At 53.6% G+C, this 25,165-nt stretch carries 21 protein-coding genes; 13 read left to right on the top strand and 8 right to left on the bottom strand.

Annotated features, from left to right (window positions below):
* Positions 1–14: 14 nt before the first annotated feature.
* From ACWWD9_RS05770 to ACWWD9_RS05780, 3 genes are all read right to left on the bottom strand, one after another.
* Positions 15–2,129: a TonB-dependent receptor domain-containing protein gene (locus tag ACWWD9_RS05770; RefSeq protein WP_455867997.1), complete on the bottom strand. Its 2,115-nt coding sequence runs from the start codon at positions 2,127–2,129 to the stop codon at positions 15–17.
* A gap of 194 nt (positions 2,130–2,323) precedes the next feature.
* Positions 2,324–3,004 (bottom strand): PEP-CTERM sorting domain-containing protein, encoded by a 681-nt coding sequence (locus ACWWD9_RS05775; RefSeq protein WP_455867998.1) that lies wholly within the window; start codon positions 3,002–3,004, stop codon positions 2,324–2,326.
* Positions 3,005–3,131: 127 nt separating this feature from the next.
* Positions 3,132–3,359, bottom strand: coding sequence for a hypothetical protein (locus ACWWD9_RS05780; RefSeq protein ID WP_455867999.1), 228 nt, complete (start codon positions 3,357–3,359; stop codon positions 3,132–3,134).
* Positions 3,360–3,490: 131 nt separating this feature from the next.
* Between ACWWD9_RS05780 and ACWWD9_RS05785 the strand changes: the two genes are divergently transcribed.
* Entirely contained in the window at positions 3,491–4,285 is a 795-nt protein-coding gene (locus ACWWD9_RS05785) for a ZIP family metal transporter (protein ID WP_013442478.1), read from the top strand.
* Here ACWWD9_RS05785 and ACWWD9_RS05790 read toward each other — a convergent pair.
* Positions 4,229–4,465 carry a hypothetical protein gene (locus tag ACWWD9_RS05790; RefSeq protein ID WP_455868000.1) on the bottom strand — a complete coding sequence of 79 codons (237 nt, stop codon included), beginning with the start codon at positions 4,463–4,465 and terminating at the stop codon, positions 4,229–4,231. The two genes, ACWWD9_RS05785 and ACWWD9_RS05790, sit on opposite strands and share 57 nt — an antisense overlap.
* A 60-nt stretch (positions 4,466–4,525) precedes the next feature.
* On the opposite strand from ACWWD9_RS05790, the gene rimO reads away from it, so the two are divergent.
* Positions 4,526–5,851 (top strand): 30S ribosomal protein S12 methylthiotransferase RimO, encoded by a 1,326-nt coding sequence (gene rimO, locus ACWWD9_RS05795; RefSeq protein ID WP_013442477.1) that lies wholly within the window; start codon positions 4,526–4,528, stop codon positions 5,849–5,851.
* Positions 5,852–5,885: 34 nt separating this feature from the next.
* On the opposite strand, the gene ACWWD9_RS05800 is transcribed toward rimO, so the two are convergent.
* The 3 genes from ACWWD9_RS05800 to ACWWD9_RS05810 form a co-directional block, all read right to left on the bottom strand.
* Positions 5,886–6,227 (bottom strand): hypothetical protein, encoded by a 342-nt coding sequence (locus ACWWD9_RS05800; RefSeq protein ID WP_015830353.1) that lies wholly within the window; start codon positions 6,225–6,227, stop codon positions 5,886–5,888.
* Between the two features lie 48 nt (positions 6,228–6,275).
* Positions 6,276–8,315 carry a putative bifunctional diguanylate cyclase/phosphodiesterase gene (locus tag ACWWD9_RS05805; protein ID WP_455868142.1) on the bottom strand — a complete coding sequence of 680 codons (2,040 nt, stop codon included), beginning with the start codon at positions 8,313–8,315 and terminating at the stop codon, positions 6,276–6,278.
* Between the two features lie 313 nt (positions 8,316–8,628).
* A complete protein-coding gene (locus tag ACWWD9_RS05810; protein ID WP_159355456.1) occupies positions 8,629–9,264 on the bottom strand; it encodes a TetR family transcriptional regulator in 636 nt (211 codons plus the stop codon).
* Between the two features lie 120 nt (positions 9,265–9,384).
* On the opposite strand from ACWWD9_RS05810, the gene ACWWD9_RS05815 reads away from it, so the two are divergent.
* The 3 genes from ACWWD9_RS05815 to ACWWD9_RS05825 are packed head-to-tail and all read left to right on the top strand — an operon-like array spanning position 9,385 to position 15,137.
* On the top strand, positions 9,385–10,599 hold the full coding sequence (locus ACWWD9_RS05815) for an efflux RND transporter periplasmic adaptor subunit (RefSeq protein ID WP_455868001.1): 1,215 nt from the start codon (positions 9,385–9,387) through the stop codon (positions 10,597–10,599).
* 12 nt (positions 10,600–10,611) lie between these two features.
* Entirely contained in the window at positions 10,612–13,725 is a 3,114-nt protein-coding gene (locus tag ACWWD9_RS05820) for an efflux RND transporter permease subunit (protein ID WP_455868002.1), read from the top strand.
* Positions 13,722–15,137: an efflux transporter outer membrane subunit gene (locus tag ACWWD9_RS05825; protein ID WP_013442471.1), complete on the top strand. Its 1,416-nt coding sequence runs from the start codon at positions 13,722–13,724 to the stop codon at positions 15,135–15,137. The genes ACWWD9_RS05820 and ACWWD9_RS05825 overlap by 4 nt, the downstream gene beginning before the upstream one ends.
* 12 nt (positions 15,138–15,149) lie before the next feature.
* Here ACWWD9_RS05825 and ACWWD9_RS05830 read toward each other — a convergent pair whose 3' ends face one another.
* Positions 15,150–16,808 carry a hypothetical protein gene (locus tag ACWWD9_RS05830; RefSeq protein ID WP_455868003.1) on the bottom strand — a complete coding sequence of 553 codons (1,659 nt, stop codon included), beginning with the start codon at positions 16,806–16,808 and terminating at the stop codon, positions 15,150–15,152.
* Positions 16,809–17,082: 274 nt separating this feature from the next.
* On the opposite strand from ACWWD9_RS05830, the gene gltX reads away from it, so the two are divergent.
* From gltX to ACWWD9_RS05870, 8 genes are all read left to right on the top strand, one after another.
* The gene (gltX, locus tag ACWWD9_RS05835) at positions 17,083–18,492 is read left to right on the top strand and encodes a glutamate--tRNA ligase (RefSeq protein WP_455868004.1); all 1,410 of its coding nucleotides are present in this window, start codon (positions 17,083–17,085) and stop codon (positions 18,490–18,492) included.
* Between the two features lie 237 nt (positions 18,493–18,729).
* Positions 18,730–18,972 (top strand): RNA chaperone Hfq, encoded by a 243-nt coding sequence (gene hfq, locus ACWWD9_RS05840; protein ID WP_013442468.1) that lies wholly within the window; start codon positions 18,730–18,732, stop codon positions 18,970–18,972.
* A gap of 24 nt (positions 18,973–18,996) precedes the next feature.
* On the top strand, positions 18,997–20,136 hold the full coding sequence (gene hflX, locus ACWWD9_RS05845; RefSeq protein ID WP_013442467.1) for a GTPase HflX: 1,140 nt from the start codon (positions 18,997–18,999) through the stop codon (positions 20,134–20,136).
* A gap of 27 nt (positions 20,137–20,163) precedes the next feature.
* Positions 20,164–21,348, top strand: coding sequence for an FtsH protease activity modulator HflK (hflK, locus tag ACWWD9_RS05850; protein ID WP_455868005.1), 1,185 nt, complete (start codon positions 20,164–20,166; stop codon positions 21,346–21,348).
* Between the two features lie 15 nt (positions 21,349–21,363).
* Complete coding sequence (hflC, locus tag ACWWD9_RS05855) at positions 21,364–22,236, top strand: protease modulator HflC (RefSeq protein ID WP_013442465.1); 873 nt, start codon at positions 21,364–21,366, stop codon at positions 22,234–22,236.
* Positions 22,237–22,239: 3 nt separating this feature from the next.
* Positions 22,240–22,428 (top strand): DUF2065 domain-containing protein, encoded by a 189-nt coding sequence (locus tag ACWWD9_RS05860; protein WP_455868006.1) that lies wholly within the window; start codon positions 22,240–22,242, stop codon positions 22,426–22,428.
* Between the two features lie 186 nt (positions 22,429–22,614).
* Positions 22,615–23,775, top strand: coding sequence for an ATP phosphoribosyltransferase regulatory subunit (locus ACWWD9_RS05865; protein WP_455868007.1), 1,161 nt, complete (start codon positions 22,615–22,617; stop codon positions 23,773–23,775).
* Between the two features lie 71 nt (positions 23,776–23,846).
* Positions 23,847–25,163: an adenylosuccinate synthase gene (locus ACWWD9_RS05870; protein WP_190274900.1), complete on the top strand. Its 1,317-nt coding sequence runs from the start codon at positions 23,847–23,849 to the stop codon at positions 25,161–25,163.
* Positions 25,164–25,165: the final 2 nt, after the last annotated feature.

Raw genomic sequence — 25,165 nt, forward strand, 5'->3', positions numbered from 1 at the left:
AGTGTCGGGAAAGTCTAGTAGGTAAACTCCGCGACAATCCGGATATTTCGCCCCGGTGCGACATTGCCGATGGTTCCACCAAAGGCGCCATCCAGCCTGTACTCTTTGTTAGCCAGATTCTCGCCGATCAGGCGAAACCCCATGTGGGATGTCGGGGCCCAATGTATACCGGCATTAAACACTTCGTAACCATCTTGCGTGCCAAACTCCAGAGGAATGGAGCCCCCGCCTGCTGTGACCACGGTGCGCTGCGCAACCCGACGATAGCTGATATTGGCGTCCACCCTGGCATGCAGGTTTGCCCCTAACGTTATATTTAACGCATTCCCCGGTACGGTATACAGGGGGACATATTCTTTACCATCAAACAGTGCGCCGCTGATTCGGGAATACGATACGCGGCCATACAGTTTTCCCGCTGACATCGTGCTTTCGAATTCAACGCCATTGCGACGTTCCCAGCCATCCTGAACAATCTCCCCGGCATCGTTCTGGCGCAAAGACGTCAGCAGGTGGCTGGTGCGTATATGGAAAAAATTGAGCTTGGACGTGAGCTGGATATTGCTACCGAATAATCTTGGTGTCTGGTAACTGATGCCTGCTTCAGTGGATTCCGAGGTCTGAGGGCGATAAAGATCGCCACAAATCTGCGAGGCCGGGCCATTGGATGTGAATGCCCTCAGGCAACGGCTGAATACGCCTTGCGTGAAATATTCATCCACCAATGGCGGACGAAACCCTTGTCCATAATTGCTGTACAGGGTGAGTTGCTGGTTCGATGCCTGAGGTAACAAGGCATAGGCCAGACCCAGACTGTAGCTTTCCTGGCGAAATTTGATAGTGGATGCCTGATCGTACTGTTCAAGCAAAGCCAAGGTGCCGCCCGCGGCCTCGACTTGGTAAAAGTCTTTGCGGAATCCGGGCATGATGCTCAAGCGTCCCAGGCTCAGTTTCGGTTGCAAATAATAGGCAACGTAGGATTTGGTACCCGGTGGTGCCGAGGCATTGAAGCCATTGGGGTAAAAGCTTTGGCTGTAAGCCGTATTGTCATAATAGCGGCTCACTTCACGCTCGTTTTTGTTGTACTGCAGGCCCAGCAACAGTTCCAGACTCCAATCCTTGTTTTCAATCATGCGTGAACGGTTGCTGATATCGAGATTGGTTGTCTCGTAACGATAGTAGTCATTCAGGTTGCCGCGGCAAAGAATGGGAGTGCAGAGCGGGTTGATACTCGACATGCCGGGCCGGATCAAATCATGCAGGTCCGTATAACCTTTGCCCAATATCGCCTTGAAATCTACCCAGCGGTTATCAGGTCGATATTGCAGGGTTTCTGACCAGGTCAGATCTTCAATGCTGCGGATGACATTGCCGAAAGTGCCTGGCTGACCGCCAGTGGCATCATAGGGCTGCAGGCCGCTGTCTTCAAAGCTGACCACGGAGGTGGTCAATTGCACGCTTTCGCTAGGGAATACACTGACTTTCAGCAGTTTGGAGATCGAGCTGATCGCAGAGCTTTCCAGCCTGACGCCCCCTGGCTGCATGATGTCGTTGGACTGGCGATTGGAGTAGTTGAAGAGAATATCAATCCGGTCATCTGGCCGTCCATACACCATGTAGGAGCGTGAATATTCGTCGTTATTGTTGGCATAGCCGAATTTGGCGCGTGCACCATAGCGTTGGCCGGGTTGCAGCAGGTCGGCGGCATCTTTGGTGGTGGCAATGATGGTCCCGCCCAGTGAACCTGAGCCACTGGTAATTTGCGGCCCGCGCTGTACTTCTACGCTTTTTAGCAGTTCAGGTTCCAGAAAAGTACCGCCCATGCGGTATTTCTCAAATCCCTTGGGAATGCCATCCACCTTTACGGCCACATCCTCATTGTCGGCATAGCCGCGGATGTTGAATGACATCCCGCTAGGGCGTGGCCCGCCATTGATCGCCACACTGGGTACATCGCGTATGGCATCGAACAGGGTGGCTGGTTGCAGGCGTTCGAGATCTTCGGTGGTGATGGTGGTAATGGCGCGTGTTGTGTCGATGCGCTCATCTTCAAGCTTACGGGCACTTACGCTGACTTCGGGCAAGGTTTGCTCAGGTACAGGGGCGGCCTTTGTCTTGCTATTAACCATAGTATCTGCTGTCGTGTTTTCGGTATTCAAAAGTTCAGCGTGAGCAGGGGCAGATAGCGCGTTAAGTGCGACAAGGAAAATAATCATTAGCCGTCGCGCGTCAGGCAGACGGATTCCGGCGGGCGGAATTAGCATGAGAGGAGCTCGAATCAGGACTGAAAAGCCCCGACCAGGAGTTTGGCCGGGGCGCAGGCTTATGCCAGGTTGTAGCGGTTTTTACTGCGACGTCGACCCATGAAGCCGATCAAGCCCAAGCCGGCGGCCATCATGCCGTAGGTTTCAGGCTCAGGAACGGGCGAGGTGGCAATCGGCGCAGATGGACGAGCAACGGTGGCCAGTGCCAGTTGATCCAGGCTCATGCTGGAAGTGGTTGAGTTGAAGGCAAAGGTATACAGCGAAGAAGCTGCTACGTTGCTCCATAGCCAGTATTGCTCTTGTTCTGCCGTAGCGCCGCCCATGACGGTGCCTTGGTCTTCATGAAATGCCAGGGTGGAGGTGGCGGCAACGCCATTCAGTGTCGCTGTGGTATTGGCCAGTGTACCCAGGGTGCCTATACGCAGATACACATCAAAAAAGCCGGATGTTGCGCTGCTGACCAAGGTGGAAACGAAGCTGGTAGCGCTTGCAAAGCTGTAGATATTACCGCCACTGGTGACGAAGGAAGTGCCGCTGGTTTCTTTGACCGTGCCGCCAGAACCATAGTCAGCGGAGTTGTCGGTTGTACCGCCAAAGTTGTCCCATGCTGCAAAATCGGTCAGGGTTGCGCTGCCCCAGGGTGCGGCAGAATCCCAGACATTGGTAGTAGCGAAGGCGGAGCCGCTGAACGCAGCCCCGAGCAACAGGGTAAGTGCGGATAGTTTTGTAGATAACGTCATGATAGTCCTCGTGAATATGCCGTTGACCCTTCCTCTCGAAGGCGCTGTTAGGCGATTGGCTCAACATTACAAATCCACGGTCCCACACCGTCGGATGAATACAACAACCGGCCCAGGCCGGGGTAAATCAGGATTCCAGCAGCGTTGCACTTTCAGATGGTTGGGCCGCTGCCATGCCTGTGGGTTGAAAGTCCACCACAAAGCGATATTGCTTGCCGCAGTCGATGATGACTTCTTTCTGGCCCCGACGCAGGATGCGCATTTCCACTTTAAGATTGCCAAAGCCATCGTGCCCGACCAGCTCATCGAAGAGCGACAGCAGACATTTTTTTGCGGAGGATGGAGTAGTGGACATCGTGCAGTGCTTCCCGGTTATCGTAATTTTTCATAATGATAATGATTATCATTTGAAAGATCAAGCCTCAGATGTGCTTTGTCCGATTTCCGCATCGTGAGCATCGGGGTTATCCCGTATAATGCGCAGCTATGTCGACATTATCAGCCATCATTTTTACCAACCTGGCCGGTGGCGTACTCAGTATTCTGTGTGCAGCACTTTTTGTTTTAAAAGCCCGTCCAGCCTGGATTCCCATGCTGGTCAGCTATGCTATTGGTGCATTGCTGGGCGCCGCCTTTCTTGAAATATTGCCACACGCGCTGAATGAAGCTTCCAGTGTGGAAGCGATGGCAATGACAGTGCTGTTTGGCATCCTGTTGTTTTTCATACTGGAAAAGCTGGTGTTGTGGCGGCATTGCCATGGCAATGAATGCGAGGCTCACAGCGGTCATGAGGCGGTGTCATCCTCGCATGGCCACGACCACGGGCATGATCATGGCCGTAGCGGCATGATGATCATGGTCGGTGATACCTTCCATAATTTTGTGGATGGCATTTTGATTGCCGCGGCGTTTATGGTGGACATGAAGCTCGGCATGGTGACGGCCCTGGCGATTATCGCCCATGAGATTCCGCAGGAAGTAGGGGATTTCCTGATTCTGTTGCATTCGGGATATACCAAGCGTCAGGCCATTCTGCTGAATCTGCTTTCCAGCCTGGCAACATTGGGTGGCGGTTTGCTCGCCTATTTTGCCTTGCAAACAGTACAAAGCTGGATTCCCTATATTCTGGGCTTGGCGGCTGCCAGCATGATTTATGTTGCGGTGGCCGACTTGATCCCTGGTCTGCACAAGCGCACAGAACTCAAGGCGACGGTTCAGCAGGTGCTATTGATCATGCTTGGCATTGCCTCTATCTGGCTGACCAAGTTTTTCCTGGAGTAGGGCGGCTTTTTCCTGTGCCTGTTTGCGGCGCCTGCGTTGCGGCGTACCAAATAGCCACAGCAGTAGCGCGCATGGCAGCAAGCCATAAAACATAAAGGTCAGGATGCCAGCCACCAGGCTGGGTTCGGTGGCTGCCATCAGTACAGTAACGTACAGCCAGGCGATGGCAACAATATACATAAGGGCTTTTTCAAAAACTCAGGTGATATGAGTGCCCAGATTTTAATTGAGAATATACGTATGAACCAATCCATTCCAAAAGTAGGCTTTGTTTCCCTGGGCTGCCCCAAGGCATCTTCGGATTCTGAGCGCATTCTCACGCAACTGCGCGCTGAGGGCTACAGCATTTCTGGCTCCTATCAGGATTCAGACCTGGTGGTCGTCAATACCTGTGGCTTTATTGATAGCGCAGTGCAAGAGTCACTCGATGCGATTGGTGAGGCGCTGGCAGAAAATGGCAAAGTCATTGTGACTGGCTGCCTGGGGGCGAAGGCGGATGTGGTGCAAAACGCGCATCCCAGCGTGCTTGCCGTCACCGGGCCACATGCGCTGGAAGAAGTGATGACTGCTGTGCATGCCAATCTACCCAAGCCGCATGATCCCTATACCGATCTGGTGCCGCCACAAGGCGTGCGCTTGACGCCCAAGCATTACGCTTACCTGAAGATATCGGAAGGCTGCAACCATCGCTGCAGCTTCTGCATCATTCCTTCCATGCGTGGCGATCTGGTGAGCCGCCCGATAGGGGAAGTGATGCAGGAAGCGGAAAATCTGGTCAATGCTGGTGTTTCAGAACTGCTGGTGATTTCGCAAGACACCAGCGCGTATGGTGTGGATGTCAAATACCGTACCGGCTTCTGGAATGGTCGCCCGATCAAGACACGCATGACCGAGTTGGCACGTGGTCTGGGTGATCTTGGCGTATGGGTGCGCATGCATTATGTCTACCCTTATCCGCATGTCGATGAAATTATCCCGCTGATGGCCGATGGCTTGATCCTGCCTTATCTGGATGTGCCGTTCCAGCATGCCAGTCCACGCATCCTCAAGGCAATGAAACGTCCGGCAAGCAGCGAAAACAACCTCGCGCGTATCAAGGCATGGCGCGACATCTGCCCGGATATCACTATTCGCAGCACCTTTATTACCGGCTTTCCTGGCGAGACTGAAGAAGACTTCCAGATGCTGCTGGATTTCCTGCAGGAAGCAGAGCTGGACCGCGTTGGCTGTTTTGCCTATTCCGCTGTGGATGGCGCTGCCGCAAATGCTTTGCCAGATGCGGTGCCTGAAGAGCTGAAGCAGGAACGTCTGGCGCGTTTCATGGAAGTGCAGGAAGCGATCAGCGCAGAGAAATTACAACGTCGGGTAGGGCGCCTGGAAACCGTGCTGGTGGATGAAGTCAATGGCGATGAGGCGATTGCCCGTACCATGTCCGATGCGCCCGAAATCGATGGTGTGGTGTATCTGGCCGATGCGGAAGGCTTGAATCCTGGCGATCTGGTGGAGGTGCAAATCACCGATGCTGATGGACACGATCTCTGGGGTGGCCCACCGGGGTCAATTTGAGGACCAGGTAATTCTTGATCAGTGAAGACTATGGTCAGGGATTACCGAATAAATCCGGCATGATGGGCTGCGGGCGCTCGGAGTCTGCCCGCTCTTCCAGAAAGTCCAGTGTGTAGGGGCAGCGCGCTGGTTGCTTGATTGCCTTGCGTTTTTTGCCGGTTTTTTCGGTATTGACGTAGGGGGTTTGACTCACCCGAATGTAGCCTGCAGCGAGCAGTTTTTGCGTGGTGGTTTCGAACAGGCTGAGAGGATTGTCGATATTTTGCAAGGTGATGTTGTTTTTGCTCACCTTGAGCACGTTATACATCACGAATTTGCTGGATGTCTGCTTGCCGTAGATTTCACCCTTGCAAATCTGGCCAGTCTGAAAATCCATAATCGTTCCTGAAGTGCTGTTGAACGCATGATAACGGCATTACAGGGCCTACACAAGCTTGTCTTGCGCCAGTAACAGCTTCCCCGCCTGGTCAAAAGGCAATGGCTGACTGAACAGAAAGCCCTGCATTTCATCACAACCGATACTGAGCAGGAAATCGCGTTGCCGTTCGGTTTCAACGCCCTCTGCTACCAGGTTAATACCCAGGTTATGGCCCAGTGCCACAATCGCTTTCAGAATGGCCTGGTTTGCCGTGTCACTTTCCAGCCCCATGACAAAGCTGCGATCTATCTTGAGATTATCAATCGGGAAGTGCTTGAGGTAACCCAGACTGGAATAACCCGTCCCAAAGTCATCGATGGCAAGCTTTATCCCCAGACCTTTCAAGTCGTTCAACACCTTGATGAACTGGGGTGAAGTGTCTGCCAGCGTGCCCTCGGTGATTTCCAGTTCGAGCAGCGAGGGCTTAAGCCCCGTCTCTTGCAGCACGCGCGAAATATTCCCGACAAGGTTACTCTGCTGAAACTGCCGGGGAGAGACGTTCACCGAGACTGGTACGTCATATCCGGAAAGCTGTGACAAGGCGATGCTTTCCATGCAGGCTTTTTCTAATACCCATGAGCCGATCTGCTCGATCAGGCTGCTTTCTTCCGCAATCGGAATAAAGCGATTTGGCGAGATGAGCCCTTGCCGAGGATTGTGCCAGCGTATGAGCGCTTCAACGCCGGTAATGCGCTGCGTACGCAAATTGAGCTTGGGCTGGTAATGCAGGTGAAATTCGTTGTGCCCCAGCGCGTTGCGCATCTGATACTCCATCTCCAGTCGCTCGACCAGAATGGAGTTCAACTCGCGCGTATAGAACTGGAAATTATTCTTGCCTTCCTGCTTGGCCTTGTACATCGCCGTATCTGCATTTTTGAGCAGTGTTTCGCTGGTCTTGCCGTCGTCCGGGTACAGGCTGATGCCGATGCTGCTGGTGACGGTAAAGTCCTTGCCTTCAATGCTGCAGGGCTCGGAGGTCAGGGCCAGCACGCGTTGCAGTGTCTGGCTGAGGGCATCCATGCCGTGAATATTGGAGAGCAGCAGGACAAACTCATCCCCACCTGGCCGGGCAACCGTATCACTGTCTCGTATGCAGCTTTCGAGGCGGCGGGCCATGGCGATCAAGAGCTGATCTCCGATAAAGTGTCCCATGCTGTCGTTGATGTCTTTGAATTTGTCCAGATCCACAAAGACAACGGCAAGCTTGGATGCCGTGCGGTCAGCATAGCTGATGGCCTGTAAAAGCCTGTCCTGCATCAGGGTGCGGTTGGGCAGGCCGGTCAGGTCATCATGCGTGGCCTGATATTCGATCAGGGCGTTATAGCTTTTGCGCTCGGTAATGTCTTCTACCGTGCCTTCAAAATAGAGCAGCTTGCCTTCGTCGTTACGAACGGCGCGGGCATTTTCCGAAATCCAGATGGTGCTGCCGTCGCGGCGATAGATTTGCGACTCGAAATTGACTACCCGGTCTTCAAGTTGCATCAGCGTGAGAAATGCCTGGCGACTTTCGGGTTGCACATAGAGCTGCTGGGCAATATTGTTCAGGCTTTGAATGAGTTCTTCCGGACTCTCGTAGCCATAAATTCGCGCGAGAGCGGGGTTGGCATTGATGTACTGCCCGTCTTGACTGGTCTGGAAAATACCTTCGATTGAATTCTCGAAGATGTTGCGATAACGGCGTTCCGCTTCCTGCAGGGCTTGTTCGTTCAGCTTGCGTTGTGTGATGTCCTGGATAAAGCCTTCCAGTGCCTCGACTTGCCCTTGTGGATTGAAAATTCCGGTTCCGCGCTCATTCACCCAGCGGATTTGACCGTCTATGGTCATGATCCGGTATTCAATTTCAAAACGCTCACGCCGGGATAATGCATCATCGACAGTGCTTCTGATGCGAGCGCGATCCTCAGGCAGAGTTAGTTCTTCAAAGCTGGTGCGACCGTTATGCAGCAGTTCGTCGGGGCGATAGCCTGTCAGATCAAGGCAGCCATCGCTGATGAAAAGCATCGTCCAATGCGCATCGACCAGACAGCAATACGCCATGCCCTCCATGTTTTTCAACAGGGAGTCCAGTATGTGCTCCCGGTGCTGGAGCCAGTTGCGTATAAATGCACTCACGCTGGTAGTATAGTCTTCGACTTTACTATGATGAGCTAAGCTGAGTCGCATGGTCTTGGTTAGTCATGAGCTTGATGTTTGCAGAAATGCCAATAAGTCTTAATAACAGCATAGCTTTTAGCAAGGATCAGGCCAGAAAGCAGGGCACTGATATGAGGCGTTCTTGTTCTTTAGAGCTGGCCTGTCGTCCCTGATATGCCATATTTCGGTGCGAACAAATACATGTTTGCACCCTAAAGATGCTTGTTTATGCGTTTTTGTTCTTTCGACGCAACTTGACGTGCGTGCGTATGAAATCGGTTGTTTGTTGGCGTCGCTCGCTACCTTCAGGATCTTTAATCCACATATGGAGCAGACCACTGAAAAAGAGGTAAGTGTCCATCGCGTATTCTTCAGGCGTGCAACTCGTATCCAGCAAGTCGAGTTCCTGGGCTCGCTGATAAGCACGCTCGATGTTACGTGAGATATTGGAACAATTATTGGCTATCTGTTGTAAAACTTCTGCGAATTCATCAACATACTCACATTTGATCATCATGATCTCGTAAGTCTGTCGTGTCTCGCTACTGTCATTTAGCACTTGTATGGTTTCGGTCAGGAAACGTTCTATATTAAGCAAAGGGTCTTCTGCACCCTCAGCGGCTTTAAGCAAAGTGTCATCCATGCGGTCTATCAGGGGGAGGAACACACGCTCACGCAATGCCAGAAGGATTTCGGTTTTACTGTCAAAGTGCCAGTAAATCGCCCCGCGCGTCAGGCCTGCCTGAGCAGCAATTTGCTCCATGCTGGTTCTGCTGACACCTCGAACTAGAAACACCTCGCGTGCCGCATCAATAATGCGTTGGCGGGTGATAGCAGCATCTTCTTTGGTTTTGCGTACCATATGACTTAAGCTTATAACCTTATATAAAATGGGGTTTACATACAATCATGTTTGTATATAATATACATACATTCACGTATGTAAGTCAAGAATCTTTGTATATTAGACATGGAGTTACAGATGGCAGCCATCAATTTTGATCGGGGAAATAAAGGTATCGGCAGTAAGTTCCAGGCATCCTTACTGCTGGCACTTATGGCTGGAGTAGCAGTCAGCGCATGTAGCAAGGGCGACCAGAATGCTGCTCAACATCAAGGTGGCGCCATGCCAGTCACGGTAATGGAAATGCAGCCGACCACCGTTCCCATTACGGCAGAAGCTGTAGCTCAGACCGAGGGGGCCAAAGAGGTTGAAGTGCGTCCTCGTGTGGGCGGTATCCTGCTCAAGCGTTTGTATCAGGAGGGCGAGTCTGTAAAAGCAGGTCAGCCTATGTTCCTGATTGATCCTGTGCCTTATCAGATAGCTCTGCAGCAAGCGCGTGCAGAACTGGCGCAACAGAAAGCCAAGATTGAACAGACACGCCGCGAAGAGGCGCGCTTGCAGAACTTGTTGTCTACCCAGTCGGTAAGTCAGCGCGAGTACGACAATGCCGTATCTGATAACGCAGTGGCCAATGCCAACCTCCTGGCGGCTGAAGCTGCTGTTCGCCAGGCTGAATTGAATCTTTCCTACACCACGGTAACCGCACCGGTAAGTGGTGTTTCTGGCCGTTTCCAGTTTTCTGAGGGCGCGCTGGTTGAGGCCAACTCAAGTCTGCTGACTACGCTGGTTCAATTATCCCCTATCTGGGTGCGCTTCAGTTTTTCTGATAACGAATTGGCTCAGCTCGGCGGTCGCTTGACTGAGAAAAACGTGAAGCAGGTGAGCGTCGTATTGCCGGATGGCAGTGAGTATCAACAGAAGGGCAAGCTTAACTTTGCTGCCAGCCAGATTGATCCTACCTTGGGTACCCAGCAATTGCGTGCCACCTTTGATAATGAAGATCAGCGCCTGCTGCCTGGTCAGTTCGTTCGTGCACGTGTAACCACCGGTCAGCGCGACGGCGTATTTATCGTGCCTCAGGTTGCTGTTGTGAATGTGCAGCAAGGCAAGATCGTCTTTGTGATCAATGAAAAGAACGAAGCTACACCACGTCCCATCGTGACGGGTGGCTGGCAAGGGCAGGGCTGGATTGTGCTCAAAGGACTTAATGCGGGGGACAAGGTCGCTATTGATAACATTATCAAGCTGCGTCCAGGCGCCCCAGTAAGCCCTCATCCACAAGAGGCAGCACCGGCAGGTGCGCCAGGCGATACTCCTGCGCCTGAGGCTCAACAAAAACCCAAGCAATCCTAAGCGGGAGACGTCATGACCAGATTTTTCATCACGCGCCCGATCTTTGCGTCGGTGCTCTCCATCATTATTGTGCTGGCTGGTTTTGCGGCAGCGATGAAGCTGCCGATTGCCCAGTATCCGCAAATTGCGCCGCCTACCGTTATCGTGACGGCGACGTATCCTGGCGCCAGTGCCGAGACCTTGTCCAAGACAGTTGCTGCGCCTATCGAGGAACAATTGAGTGGCGTGGAGGGCCTGCTGTACTTTCAGTCCAGCGCCGACTCCAGCGGCACGCTGACCATTACTGCGACGTTTGAAACCGGTACGGAAGTGGATCAGGCGACTTTCAACGTCAGTAATCGTGTAAATATCGCTTTGCCGCGTTTGCCGGAAGACGTTCGTAGAACCGGCGTTGTCGTGCAGAAGCGTTCCAATGATATTTTGATGGCGTTGATGCTGATTTCGCCCAGCAAAAAATACGACCCACTGTTCCTCAGCAACTATGCCACCCTCAATGTGGTGGATGAGCTGAAGCGCATCAAGGGTGTTGGTGACGTTACCATTTTCGGTTCCCAGGATTACTCCATGCGCATCTGGCTCAAGCCTGATCGCATGGCCCAGCTCGGCGTGACTACGACCGATATTTCAACCGCGATACAGGCCCAAAATGCCCAGTACGCCGCTGGCAAGATCGGTCAGGAGCCGGTCGTTGGCCAGCAACAGCTTGTGTATACCGTGACCGCCAAAGGTCGTCTCGTTGAGCCGGAACAGTTTGCTGACATTATTGTGCGATCCAATGGCCCGCGCGGCACTTTGCGCCTGAAAGATGTGGCGACTATTGAGTTGGGCGCCCAGATGTACAACGTACGCACCTCGCTGGATGGCCAGCCCGGTGTCGGTATTCCGGTGTTCCTGCAGACCGGTGCCAATGCGCTGGATACAGCCAATGCCATCAAGGCGAGAATGGAAGAGCTGAAGCAGCGCTTCCCTGAAGGCGTGGACTATGCCATTCCTTATGACACCAGCGATTTCGTGAAAGCATCTATTGAAGAAGTCGTGAAGACGCTCGGTGAAGCCATGGTATTGGTGGTGCTGGTGGTGTTCCTGTTCCTGCAAAACTGGCGCGCGACGCTGATTCCTATCATTGCCGTGCCGATTTCGCTGGTAGGTACCTTTGCCGGTTTGTGGATATTCGGCTTCTCGATCAATACCTTGACCCTGTTTGCCATGGTGCTTTCCATTGGTATCGTGGTGGATGATGCGATTGTGGTGCTGGAGAATATTGAGCGCTTGATGAGCGAAGAAAAACTCTCGCCAGTCAATGCTGCCATCAAATCCATGCAGCAGGTATCGGGCGCGGTGGTTGCTATCGTGCTGGTGCTGTGTGCGGTATTCGTGCCTGTTGCGTTCATGGGGGGTATTGCCGGTGAGCTTTATCGCCAGTTTGCGGTAACTGTGGCAGTTGCCGTCGTGATCTCGGGCATTGTGGCGCTGACGCTGACGCCAGCCTTGTGCTCACTGATATTGAAGTCTGTGCATGAAGAGTCACGCTTCTTCCGTCCGTTCAATCGCGGTTTTGAAAAGCTGACCCACTTCTACACAGGTACGGTGAATCTGACCCTGCGCCATACCATCATCGGTGCCATTGTATTTGCAGGTATCGTGGCTGGTGCAGCTTTCCTCCTGTACAAAGTGCCTGGCAGCTTTGTGCCGCCGGAAGACCAGGGCTATGTGATTGCAGCAACTATTTTGCCTGATGGCGCGACCCTGACGCGTACCAGCAACACCACGGAAGCGGTGCGTGCTGCGATTGCCAAGGATCCTGCCGTGCGCAGTGAGTTCGCCATCAATGGTTTTGACCTGATCGGTGGCGGTAACAAGACCAGCTCCGGCACCATGTTTGTCCGTCTCAAGGATTGGGATGCCCGTACCACGACTGCAGATGAGATCGTAGGTAAACTGATTGGTATCGGCATGATGCAGCCTGATGGTCTGGCGATTGCTTTCAATCCGCCTGCTATTCGTGGTTTGGGTAACTCGGGCAGCATGGAGCTTTACATTCAGAGCCGTGGCGATTCAGACCCATTGCATCTGTCTGCCGTGGTGAACAATCTGATTGATGACCTGAAAAAAGAACCAAGGCTTGCCGGCATCAATACTTTCTTCCGCCCTACGGTTCCTCAGTTGTTTGTTGAGGTGGATGAAGCCAAGGCAATCAGCCAGGGTGTGCCGATTTCGGATGTTTACGCCACATTGCAAAGCACCATGGGTTCGCTTTACGTGAACGACTTTAACCGCAGTGGACGTACTTATCGCGTGCAATTGCAGGCAGAGGCCGCTTACCGCATGAAGCCTGAAGACCTTGGTCGCGTATATGTACGCTCCAATGATGGCAAGATGGTGCCTTTGTCAGCCTTGAGCACTACCCGAGAAATCGTGGGCGCAGAACAGCTGGAACGTTATAACGGCTTGCTGGCGGCGAAAGTGCTGGCGGGTGGTGCACCGGGCGTGAGTTCGGGCGATGCCATCAAGCTGGTGGAAAAAATTGCGGCACAAAGCCTGCCTGATGGCTACCAGATGACATGGACCGGTCAGGCGTATCAGGAAAAACGGACTGGCTCGGCTGCTATCTATGCATTCAGTTTCGCCATCATCATGGTGTTCCTGATTCTGGCCGCGCAGTTTGAAACCTGGGCCTTGCCTCTGGCTGTGATCATGGCCGTGCCATTTGCTCTGGCAGGTGCCTTGCTGGCCGTGCTGGTACGCGGCATGCCTAATGACATCTACTTCCAGATCGGTCTGGTGACGCTGGTAGGTCTGGCCGCGAAAAATGCGATTCTGATCGTGGAATTCGCCAGCCAGAAACTGGAAGAGGGCTTGCCTGTGGCACAGGCCGCTGTTGAAGCTGCCCGCTTGCGGTTCCGTCCTATCGTGATGACATCCATGGCCTTTGTGCTGGGGATTGTGCCTCTGGTATTTGCCAGCGGTGCCGGTGCGGCTGCGCGGCGCTCCATGGGGACGGGCGTATTTGGCGGCATGCTGCTGGCCACCTTTGTTGCTACGGTATTTATCCCCTTGTTTTTTACATGGTTGACAGGAACGCAGAAGAGAAACACGTCTGCACAAGAACAGAAGGAAATTGCATGATGCCACGCTTGAAACTGACCTATATCGCTGTATTGGCCGCCATACTGCTGCCAGGCTGCGCCATGATGGGCCCTGACTATCAGCGGCCCGAGATGCCCGTGCCAGCCAAGTTTGCCGAGCAGGCCGATGCGACCAATCAAGCTGAAATCTCCCGCACCTGGTGGCAGCTGTATAACGATCCGGTATTGAATGACCTGGTGGCCAAGGCTCTGGCCAACAATACCGACATCAAGCTGGCGGTAGCCCGGGTGGAAGAGGCGGATGCCTACCTGCGTGAAGTAGGCGCGGCGCTTTTCCCGCAGATTGACCTGAATTCCAGCGCTACGCGGTCGCGCATTACCCAGCTGGGTGCAACCCCACTGCCTTCAGGCGTGGATCCCATACGCGAAAACTACAATATTCGCCTTGGTACATCCTTTGAGCTGGACTTCTGGGGCAAGCTGCGTCGTGCCAAGGAATCTGCACGTGCGCAAGCGATGGCAACCCACTACGCTCGCGATACGGTAGATTTGTCCTTGCAGGGCCTGGTGGCCAGCAATTATTTATTGTTGCGCAGCCTGGAGTCGCAGATTGCCTTGTCACAAGACAGTCTGCACAGTCGCCAGGAAAGCCTGGCATTGACGCAACGTCGTCTGGAGGGGGGCGTGTCCTCTGCGCTGGATGTGCATCAGGCGCAAGTATCGACCTCCAATCTGACCGCGCAGCTGGCTGACCTGGTGCGGCAACGTGCCATCGTGGAGCATCAACTCGCCGTGCTGACTGGCGATCTGGCCTTGACTATTCCTGCCGCGGATTTCAATCAATTGCCTACACCGCCTGTTCCACCGGTCGGACTGCCGTCCAGCCTGCTGGAATCACGGCCGGATGTCCGTCAGGCCGAGCAGAACATGATCGCGGCAAATGCCAACATTGGCGTAGCCAAGGCGGCCCTGTTTCCTACTATTTCGTTAACAGCGAATTATGGTGGCGAAAGTGCCGAGCTGGGCGATATCCTGAAATCCGCCGCCCGTATCTGGACTGGTGGTCTCAGTCTGAATCTGCCTATCTTTGATGCAGGCCGGTTGAATTCGCGTGTCGATCAGGCCACGGCGCAGCAAAAGCAAACTCTGGCATCTTACGAGAGTGCCATTCAAACGGCGTTCAAGGAAGTGAACGATGCTTTGGTCAACCTGCGTCAGCAGTCTGAACGCGAGGCCGCGCTGGAAGCGAGCAAGGAGTCTTCCAAGAAGGCATTGGATATCGCAGAAAACCGCTACAAGGCAGGGTACTCTGGCTACCTCGATGTGCTGGATTCGCAACGGGTTTATAACGATGCAGCGTTGGCCTATGTGCAGAGCCGCCAAGCGAGACTGACTGCCAGTGTCGATTTGTTCAAGGCGCTGGGTGGTGGCTGGAAAGCCGGTGACAAGTAAACCTGCTTTTACTTAAGCCTGAGTCAGGCTACTGCAGCCTACACGTAACCAGTCGTGACGTCCTTCCAGTACGGTTTCCAGCCGCTGGAAGGATTTTTCATTCAGGCTGCGGATACGGTAGCTGACATCTGGCAGAAAGCGACTGCGTGGTACCAGCAGCGTAGGTTCCCCTGCCAGGCCTTCCTCAGGTGGCAGGTAGAGGCTGGAAAACTCTGGCAGGCTCTCGGACAAGGCACCGTTAGTGAGGACTGGGTTAGTCTCCTGCATATTGCTGAGTGCCACCCAGCGAGCATTGCGCGAGATAATCTCGACGCCAATATGTTTCTTGCCAGAAGCCAGCACGCTGACATTTTTGATAATGCCAATGATGCCGGCGTCTTTTTGATCCTCCATCAACAGGATCACAATCATCCCGGGGGACAGCGAGCTCTCGCTGTCTTTCTCCAATGTTGCCCCATAGCCTCTGGGGCTCATGTCGGTCACCGTCCAGCGCAGGTTTTTCAGGCTGGGCTCAGGCGCCGAAAATGTGGTGCTTCGTCTCACGCTGTGCTTGGCCAGCCGTTCTTCCAGTGGAGCGGCATTCTCGGTCAGGTAGGCGTTCTGCAATGCCAGCTTGTCGGCCTTGGTGCGCAGATGCATGCAGATGGCATCCAGCCCCAATATGACCCGGGTGCCCAGCAGGGTCGACTGACGCTCTTCCTTGCGGCGCTGGCGGCGATAGCCATTTTTTGACCAGTCAAACTGAAGCTGCTGCAACAGAGAGCTCAAATGCGGATTGTTGGCAAACTCTGAAAGCCCGAGCTTGGCCATGGCTTGCGGCAGATTCTGGCTATGGCTGAGCAATTCAATCCTCATCGACAGATCATCTGTGGACCAGTAGCGATACTCAGGAGAGGGTTCTAGCGTGCGCATGCGGCGTGCACCGCGGTCTTTGCGCAAATCGATGAAATAAAAATGATGCTGTTCTTCGTAATGATCTACCACTTGTACATTACGCAGCAGCTTGGTCAGTAGTTGCCACGTCAGTTCAATTTGTATCCGGTTCATGCCAGATTGGTTGATGGAATCCAGCATGCATATCTGGGCAAACATGGTTGCCAGCGATTTTTCCGGGCAATCTGCATAAATGGACAAGGGCGTGGATGTCAGCCCAAGACGCTCTGCAAGCCGGTATACCTGAAACATTTGATGCCAGGCAGCGGCAGGAACGGCCTGTTGCTGAAAGTAGCGCAGTTTGATCATGCAGAGGCCGGCATGCAATGCGCGGCCACACATCAGGCTGATCTGGTAGGGTGAGGATTCGGGTGGAGGCGTGTTATTCGGTGGTAATTTGAGTTGCTGGAGTTCGATCAGCTGAACATAACTCAGGAAAATCTGGCGCTGATAATAATAGCCGCCTTCGGCAATCCGGCTTTCCAGTTCAGGGCGCAGCTTGTCGAATCGCGCATACTGATCCAGCAGTTTTTCCAGCCGCGGATGGTTGGCTTCATCAATATGCAGCAATGCCAGCTGTGCTGCCCGGTCTGTTTCGTTATATCCGGAAAGAAAACGCGTGCTGGCTTCCAGGGCGGCAATATCATCCAGCGCGTGCAGTTCGCTCAGAAACTGACGATGCCCTGCGTCTGTAGTGGCTTCTTTTTTTGTGATCAGTCTTCTAATGATGGACTTCATTCACTGTGCCTACCCTGAGTTATAGCCGCCCAATATGGATTTTTTATGCCATTCGGGTTTTATTGTAGCCACAATTGCACTCAAATAATACCAAGGCGAGATTTATTTGCGGCGCTTATGCCGAGGGAATGGAAATGTCGCTATTCAAGGATCTAAGTCCCTGCCTTATCTTGCTAATCAAGGCGGAATATTAGCCTCTACCAAGTACATATAAGGGGAATTGAAAAGGGCAGGCATGATAAAATCGCTCTTTTCATTTGATTGATCGTTTTCCATGACAGTACGTACCCGTTTCGCTCCCAGTCCTACCGGTTTCCTGCATATCGGCGGTGCCCGTACCGCCTTGTTTTCGTGGGCATATGCCCGAAAGCATGGCGGCAGTTTTATCCTCCGGATTGAAGACACCGATGTGGCTCGTTCAACCCCGGAAGCCGTGCAAGCCATTCTGGATGGCATGACCTGGCTGGGACTGAGCTGGGATGAAGGTCCGTTCTACCAGATGCAGCGTATGGACCGCTACAAGGAAGTGATTCAGCAGTTGCTGGGCAGCGGTGACGCGTATTACTGCTATTGCAGCAAGGAAGAGCTGGATGCATTGCGTGAGCAACAGATGCAGCAGGGTATCAAGCCGCGCTACGATGGCCGCTGGCGCCCTGAAGCGGGCAAGGTATTGCCTGAGCCTCCTGCAGGCGTGCCGCCTGTCGTGCGTTTCAAAAATCCGCAAACAGGCGCTGTGGTCTGGAATGATCTGGTCAAGGGAGAAATCCGTATTTCCAATGAAGAGTTGGATGACTTGATCATTGCCCGCGCTGACGGTACCCCGACCTATAACTTCTGTGTGGTGGTGGACGACTGGGAGATGGGTATTACCCAGGTGATTCGTGGCGATGACCATGTCAACAATACGCCGCGGCAGATCAATATGCTGCAGGCCCTGGGCGCGCAGATTCCCCAATATGCCCACTTGTCGATGATTCTGGGCGACGATGGACAAAAATTGTCCAAACGCCATGGGGCAGTCAGTGTCATGCAGTACCATGAAGATGGGTATTTGCCTGAGGCGGTCTTGAACTATCTGGCCCGTTTGGGCTGGTCGCACGGCGATGATGAAGTATTCAGCATGGCGCAGTTTTGTGCATGGTTTGACCTTGACCACATCACGCCATCTGCCGCCCAGTTCAATACGGAAAAGCTTAACTGGCTGAATGCGCATTACATCAAGCAGGCGGATATCAGCTTGCTCGCAGCCGATATTCAACAGCGCCTGATAGCGCTGGGCGTTGATACGGCAAATGGACCTGACTTGGCGGGCGTCATTGCCTTGTACCGTGAGCGCAGCAATACGCTGAATGACCTCGCAAGCAGCATTGCCTATTTTTACCGCAAGCCTGAGACGGATGCGGCAGCGGCTGAAAAGCATTTAACAGTTGATGTGTTGCCTGTGCTCGCCGGCATGGCAGCAAAGCTTGAGAATATTGCGTGGACCACGGAAAGTATTCATGACGTGATTCAGGCGACGGTATCGGACAACGGCCTCAAGTTTCCCAAGATTGCCATGCCTTTGCGGGTGATGGTAACCGGAGGGGCACAGTCGCCAAGTATCGATGCTGTCATGGCGCTGCTGGGTAAGGATGAAACACTGTCCCGTATCCGGGAAAGTCTCACCACAAGCGGCAAATTTTAAATTTTTGAGAACAATTTGACTGCCTCGCAGTCGTAAGGCCATGGTCGGCAAAGTAGATAAAGTTTAGCGAATTTTCTACAGCCTACTTGTAGGTGTGAAAAACATCCCCAACTAGACATACGGGAATCTGGAATTCATCCCAGCTTTCACTAGATTAGCTAATTTTTTTCACGTAGAGTTTGCTTGAATAATTAAACTCCCGCCGACTACAAAATTAAAAGGAAAAGGAGCAAAAAAATGAACGCTAAAGGGCAAATGCTACAAGATCCATTCTTGAATACCTTGCGCAAGGAACATGTGCCTGTCTCGATTTATCTGGTTAACGGCATCAAGCTGCAAGGCCAGGTAGACTCATTTGATCAGTATGTCATCCTGCTCAAAAACACAGTAACCCAGATGGTATACAAACACGCCATCTCGACTATTGTTCCCGCCCGCGCAGTCAGCATTCCATCAGCCCACGCTACTCCCGCCGAGTAACAGGAAGCGCAGTGACCTTTAGCAATGTTTGATCGCCCCAGCGGCGGAGATGCCGCAGTTCTCGTCAGTGTTGATTTTGGCGATTCAGGATATGAAGAAAGTTTGCAGGAACTAAGGCAGCTTGCCATCAGTGCTGGCATGGATATCCGGGCCACCATTGAAGGCAAGCGTCCCAAGCCGGATGCCAAGTATTTCGTTGGGTCTGGCAAGGCAGACGAGCTGGCTGAATCCCTGAAATCACATGAGGCACAGGTAGCCGTCTTCAACCACGACTTGAGTCCATCCCAGCAACGCAATCTTGAACGCTTGCTCGAAAGCCGGGTAGTGGATCGCACTGGCTTGATTCTGGATATTTTTGCCCAGCGCGCCCAAAGCCACGAAGGTAAGCTGCAAGTCGAGCTTGCCCAGCTAGAGCATTTATCCACCCGACTTGTGCGTGGCTGGACACACTTGGAGCGCCAAAAAGGCGGTATCGGTGTGCGCGGAGGTCCAGGGGAAACGCAACTTGAACTGGACAGGCGCATGTTGCGCATACGCGTGAAGCAATTGCGCGAAAAGCTTGCCAAGCTGAAGCAGCAGCGCGGTATGCAACGCCGCTCGCGCAAGCGCTCGCTGGTCATGTCAGTTTCCCTGGTTGGGTATACCAATGCGGGCAAATCCACCTTGTTCAATCGGCTCACGCAATCTGGTGTGTATGCAGCAGATCAATTGTTTGCCACGCTGGATACCACCTCGCGCAAGCTATATATTCCTGATGGTGGTCCGGTGGTGCTTTCGGATACCGTAGGGTTTATCAAACACTTGCCGCATGCCCTGGTGGAAGCGTTTGGTGCCACCCTGGAAGAAGCAGTGCAGGCGGATTTGCTGCTGCATGTGGTTGATGCTGCAAGTCCGGTGCGAGATGACCAGATTGCGCAAGTGAATAAGGTGCTGGAAGAAATTGGTGCCGAGCATGTACACCAGGTGCTGGTGCTGAATCAGATTGACCGGGCAGGGCTGGAGCCGGGATTGGAGCGGGATGAGTATGGTAGAATTTGCCGCATTCGTATTTCTGCCAAGACCGGTGAAGGACTGGAACTGGTACGCCAGTGTTTGCGCGAACATCAGCAAATGCTGTTTGCGCATCAGCTGGAAACCAGCTCGCCGGATGTAGTCCCCACATAAACGATTTTTTGATTTTCGGAGTAACTCATGGCTAACGATCCCGGTTGGGGCAACCGCAATAATGACGGCCCGCCCGATTTGGACGAGGTATTGCGCCAGTTCAGCCGCAAGCTGAATGGCCTGTTTGGCAGATCCCCCAAGGGCGGTCAGTCGCCACAATCCGAAGGCAGTGGTATTCCTGTGCTACCTATCGTGTGCTTGATTGCCGTGATCTGGTTTGCCACCGGCTTTTATATCGTCGACCAAGGCTCGCGCGGCGTGGTATTGCGCTTCGGCAAGCATGTGGAAACCACCTTGCCCGGCCCGCGCTGGCACATGCCTTACCCGGTTGAAAGTGTGGACGTCATCAACATGGAGCAGGTGCGCACCATTGAGGTGGGTTACCGTTCCGCTGAAGGTGGTTCAGGCCGTAGCAAGGAATTGCGCGAATCTCTGATGCTGACCGATGACGAGAACATTATTGATCTGCAGTTTGCCGTGCAGTACAACCTGAAGAATGTGGAAGAGGCGCTGTTCAACAACCGCTCTGCGGAAGAGTCCGTGCGCGGCATTGCCGAGACTGCAATTCGTGAAATTGTCGGCAAGAGCAAAATGGACTTTGCCTTGTATGAGGGCCGCGAAGAAGTGGCTGTTGAAGCCAAGAAGCTGATGCAGGAAATCCTGGATCGCTACAACACCGGTATCAATGTCGTGAATGTCACCATGCAGAACGCGCAACCTCCCGAGCAGGTGCAGGCTGCGTTTGATGATGCGGTGAAAGCTGGCCAGGATCTGGAACGTCAGAAAAATGAAGGTCAGGCGTATGCCAACGACATCATTCCAAAAGCGCGTGGTACGGCATCACGTCTCCTGGAAGAGGCGGCTGGTTACAAGCTGCGTGTTGAGAACGAAGCGCAAGGTAATGCCAGCCGGTTTGAGCAGGTATTAACCCAGTATCAACGCGCCCCTGAAGTGACACGCCAGCGTCTTTATCTGGATGCCCAGGAGCAGATTCTCTCCAATGTGAGCAAGGTGGTTGTTGATCAAAAGGGCGGTAACAGCCTGCTGTACCTGCCATTGGACAAGCTTCTTGCCAACACAGGGGGCACGCCGACGGCGGCGCCATCCTTGAATGCGCCAACGACAACACCAGCCAGCACCTTGCCTGAAATTGACCTGAATAATCTGCGTTCACGCGACAGCTTCCGTAGTCGTGATCGTGAAAGCCGATAAGGGGCGTCGAACAACATGAAAAACTTAAGCACAGTGTTAATCGGTCTTATCGCAGCTTTGCTGTTGATTAGCCTCTCCGCGTTTACGGTAGATCAGCGTGAGTACGCGCTGGTATTCCGTCTGGGTGAAATCGTGTCGGTCAAAAAAGAGCCTGGTCTGTATTTCAAGATGCCATTTGTCGAAAATGTGCGGTACTTCGACAAGCGCATTCTGACCCTTAACTGGGTGGAGCCGGACCGCTTTCTGACCAGCGAGAAAAAGAACGTGCTGGTGGATTCCTTCGTTAAATGGCGCATTGTTGACCCTGCCAAATACTACGTATCGGTGAAAGGGGATGAGCTGCAGGCCGAGCGTCGTCTCTCGCAGACAGTGAATGATGGTTTGCGTGCCGAGTTTGGTAAACGCACGATACACGATGTTGTTTCCGGTGAGCGTGGGCAGATCATGGAAATCCTGCGTCAGCGTGCAGATCGCGATGCCAAGGAATACGGCATTCAGGTGCTGGATGTGCGTTTGCGCCGTGTCGATTTGCCTCAGGAAGTCAGCGAATCTGTTTATCAGCGTATGGAAGCAGAACGTAAGCGCGTAGCTAACGAATTGCGCTCACAAGGTGCCGGGGCTGCCGAGAAAATCCGCGCCGATGCTGACCGTCAGCGTGAGGTCATCATTGCCGAGGCTTTCCGTGAGGCACAACGCATCAAGGGTGAAGGTGATGCCAAAGCTTCGGAAATCTACTCGCAGGCTTATGGCAAGAATCCCGAGTTCTATGCGTTTTACCGTAGCCTGGATGCCTATCGCAATAGCTTCAAGAGCAAGAACGATGTCATGGTCCTGGAACCAGACTCTGACTTCTTCAAGTACTTGCGCAGTCCTTCTCCCCGGAAATAAGGCTTGAACTCAACCTTGGTAACTGCGCTGGGCCTCATGCTGGTGCTGGAAGGGGTTCTGCCCCTGCTGGCCCCGCAAGCCTGGCGCGATACCTTCAAGCGCATGGTGGAGTTGAAAGACGGCCAGCTACGGTTTGTTGGCCTTGTCTCCATGAGTGTCGGCCTGTTGCTGTTGTTGTTTTTCAAGAATTAACGCCCAGACCTGCAAAGGTGGAGGCATCGTTTTCCCTTCATTCGAAGCTCTGGTCGTGCGCCCGAGTTTCGCAAGCAGCCGCGAGTGGTTTACAATATAGGCCTTCCTGTTGCGGGTATGGTCGTCCCACCACTCCAGTCACAGCATGTAATGTCCGTTAACACGCCTCAACACTAAAGAATCATTATGCGTAACTGGCTTTTACCAGAATACATAGAAGATGTGCTGCCTGCAGAAGCAGCGCGCATGGAGCATTTGCGTCGGCAATTGCTGGATCTGTTTGCCGTGCACGGTTACCAGTTTGTGATTCCTCCTTTGCTGGAATATCTGGAGTCGCTGATTACCGGCGTGGGGCATGATCTGGATCTTGCGACATTCAAGGTCGTGGATCAGCTGACCGGGCGCCTGATGGGTGTGCGTGCCGATACCACGCCGCAAGCAGCGCGTATTGATGCACACATGCTGAATAATCAGGGTGTGTCGCGCCTGTGCTACGCCGGTAGTGTGCTACGTACTACCCCCAGCGGCCTGGCCCAAACCCGGGAGCCTTTGCAGTTAGGCGCCGAGTTGTTCGGTCACGCTGGGGTGGAAAGCGATATTGAAGTGCAACGCCTGATGGTGAAAGCATTGAAGCTGGCTGGCGTGACGCAGTTGCATCTGGACTTCAGTCATGTGGGTATTTTTCGGCACCTGGTGCGACAGGCAGGCGTTAATTCAGAACTTGAGCAGGCCTTGTATGCTGCCTTGCAGAGCAAGGATCAGGCAGAGGTGCGAAATCTGACAGCGGGCCTTGACGCTACAACTTCTGCCGCCCTGTGCGTGCTGACTGAGCTGAATGGTGGCGCAGACGTTCTGGAACGTGCTGTGCAGGTCTTGCCAGCGACATCCGCGATTGCAGCGGCGCTGGCCGATTTGCGACAGGTTGCTCAGCAATTGCAGGATCTGGACGTCAATGTCTGCTTTGATCTTGCCGAATTACGCGGCTATCACTATCACAGTGGCATGGTCTTCGCGGCCTATGCCCAGGGCTACGCTGGCCCATTGGCGCTGGGTGGTCGTTATGATGAAGTAGGCTCTGCCTTTGGCCGCGCACGGCCTGCCACCGGCTTCAGCCTGGATCTGCGTGGTCTGGTCACGGCATTGCCACCCGCTGAAATCGCACAGGCCATTTTTGCACCGTACGATCACGATCCTGCGCTTACTGCAAAAGTGGATGCCTTGCGCGCAGAAGGGCAGATCGTTATCCAGGAGTTGCCTGGACACGAGTCTCATCGAAATGAATTGCAATGTGACCGTCAGCTGGTAAAGCAGGGCGATCACTGGGAAGTGCAGGCCATGCCGTCTTGATTTCCTGGGCCAGTTGGCTGAGGGGGCATGGAATGAATCTTAAAATTTAAATTATTTTGGCAGAACGCATGATGAACAAGAATGTAGTCGTTATTGGTACCCAGTGGGGCGACGAAGGCAAGGGCAAGATTGTGGATTGGTTGACCGATCACGCCCAGGGTGTGGTGCGCTTTCAGGGCGGTCACAATGCCGGGCATACCCTGGTGATCGGGCAGGGCGCCGCACAACGTGAATACAAGCTGAATCTGGTGCCCTCTGGCATCGTGCGTGAAGGCATCAAATGTTACATCGGCAATGGCGTGGTGCTGGATGTTGCCCACTTGCTTGAGGAAATCAAGGGTCTGGAATCGGTGGGCGTGGAAGTCCGCAACCGTCTGATGGTCAGCCCAGGCTGCCCGCTGATCATGGGCTATCACGTGGCGATGGATAAAGCGCGCGAAGCTGCGCGAAACATCAAGATCGGTACAACGGGCAAGGGCATTGGCCCTACTTACGAAGACAAGGTGGCACGTCGTGCGCTGCGCGTTTACGACTTGTTCTACCCAGAGCGTTTTGCCGAAAAGCTGCGCGAAGTGATGGAGTATCACAACTTTGTGTTGACCAAATACCTGGGCGTAGCTGCCGTGGATTACCAATCTGAGCTGGATCAGGCATTAAGCCGCGTTGATCAACTGAGCCCGATGGTGGGCGATGTATCCGCTGCCTTGTATGCTGCCAATCAGGCAGGTGACAAGCTCTTGTTCGAAGGTGCACAAGGGACTTTGCTGGATATTGATCATGGTACATATCCGTACGTAACTTCCTCCAACTGCGTGGCTGGTCAGGCCGCCGCTGGTACCGGTGTCGGTCCTCAGGTGCTTGATTATGTTCTGGGTATTACCAAAGCATACTGTACGCGCGTTGGTGGCGGGCCATTCCCCAGCGAGCTGGATATCGAAACGCTGGATACCCCAGGCTTCCAGATGTCGGACAAAGGCCGCGAAATCGGTACCGTCACCAAGCGCAAGCGTCGTTGTGGCTGGTTTGATGCAGCTGCCTTGCGCCGCTCTGCCCGTATCAATGGCCTGACGGGTTTGTGCATTACCAAGCTGGATGTGCTGGATGGTATTCCTGAACTGGAGATCTGCACCGGTTACAAGCTGGATGGCAAGGTGATTGATCTTCTGCCGGTGGGTGCGGATGACCTTGCGCGCTGCGAGCCCATCTATGAGCGCATGCCTGGCTGGACTGAAAACACATTTGGTATCAACACCTGGGAAGGGTTGCCGCTCAATGCGCGCAACTACTTGAAGCGCCTGGAAACCCTGTGCGAAGTGCCGGTGGCTATCGTATCCACCGGTCCCGAGCGCGATCAGACCATTGTCTTGCGCCATCCTTTCGGAGGCTAGGC

This window comes from Methylovorus sp. SPW-M1 (assembly GCF_053848825.1).

Bases quoted from the DNA above. Each gene is read 5' to 3' on its own strand.
- ACWWD9_RS05810 (WP_159355456.1), bottom strand. From the start codon at position 9,264: ATGGTACGCAAAACCAAAGAAGATGCTGCTATCACCCGCCAACGCATT.
- hfq (WP_013442468.1), top strand. From the start codon at position 18,730: ATGAACGCTAAAGGGCAAATGCTACAAGATCCATTCTTGAATACCTTG.
- ACWWD9_RS05830 (WP_455868003.1), bottom strand. From the start codon at position 16,808: ATGAAGTCCATCATTAGAAGACTGATCACAAAAAAAGAAGCCACTACA.
- ACWWD9_RS05815 (WP_455868001.1), top strand. From the start codon at position 9,385: ATGGCAGCCATCAATTTTGATCGGGGAAATAAAGGTATCGGCAGTAAG.
- ACWWD9_RS05785 (WP_013442478.1), top strand. From the start codon at position 3,491: ATGTCGACATTATCAGCCATCATTTTTACCAACCTGGCCGGTGGCGTA.
- ACWWD9_RS05870 (WP_190274900.1), top strand. From the start codon at position 23,847: ATGAACAAGAATGTAGTCGTTATTGGTACCCAGTGGGGCGACGAAGGC.
- ACWWD9_RS05775 (WP_455867998.1), bottom strand. From the start codon at position 3,004: ATGACGTTATCTACAAAACTATCCGCACTTACCCTGTTGCTCGGGGCT.
- ACWWD9_RS05790 (WP_455868000.1), bottom strand. From the start codon at position 4,465: ATGTATATTGTTGCCATCGCCTGGCTGTACGTTACTGTACTGATGGCA.
- ACWWD9_RS05825 (WP_013442471.1), top strand. From the start codon at position 13,722: ATGATGCCACGCTTGAAACTGACCTATATCGCTGTATTGGCCGCCATA.
- ACWWD9_RS05770 (WP_455867997.1), bottom strand. From the start codon at position 2,129: ATGGTTAATAGCAAGACAAAGGCCGCCCCTGTACCTGAGCAAACCTTG.
- ACWWD9_RS05820 (WP_455868002.1), top strand. From the start codon at position 10,612: ATGACCAGATTTTTCATCACGCGCCCGATCTTTGCGTCGGTGCTCTCC.
- rimO (WP_013442477.1), top strand. From the start codon at position 4,526: ATGAACCAATCCATTCCAAAAGTAGGCTTTGTTTCCCTGGGCTGCCCC.
- ACWWD9_RS05800 (WP_015830353.1), bottom strand. From the start codon at position 6,227: ATGGATTTTCAGACTGGCCAGATTTGCAAGGGTGAAATCTACGGCAAG.
- hflX (WP_013442467.1), top strand. From the start codon at position 18,997: ATGTTTGATCGCCCCAGCGGCGGAGATGCCGCAGTTCTCGTCAGTGTT.
- hflK (WP_455868005.1), top strand. From the start codon at position 20,164: ATGGCTAACGATCCCGGTTGGGGCAACCGCAATAATGACGGCCCGCCC.
- ACWWD9_RS05865 (WP_455868007.1), top strand. From the start codon at position 22,615: ATGCGTAACTGGCTTTTACCAGAATACATAGAAGATGTGCTGCCTGCA.
- gltX (WP_455868004.1), top strand. From the start codon at position 17,083: ATGACAGTACGTACCCGTTTCGCTCCCAGTCCTACCGGTTTCCTGCAT.
- ACWWD9_RS05780 (WP_455867999.1), bottom strand. From the start codon at position 3,359: ATGTCCACTACTCCATCCTCCGCAAAAAAATGTCTGCTGTCGCTCTTC.
- ACWWD9_RS05805 (WP_455868142.1), bottom strand. From the start codon at position 8,315: ATGGAGGGCATGGCGTATTGCTGTCTGGTCGATGCGCATTGGACGATG.
- hflC (WP_013442465.1), top strand. From the start codon at position 21,364: ATGAAAAACTTAAGCACAGTGTTAATCGGTCTTATCGCAGCTTTGCTG.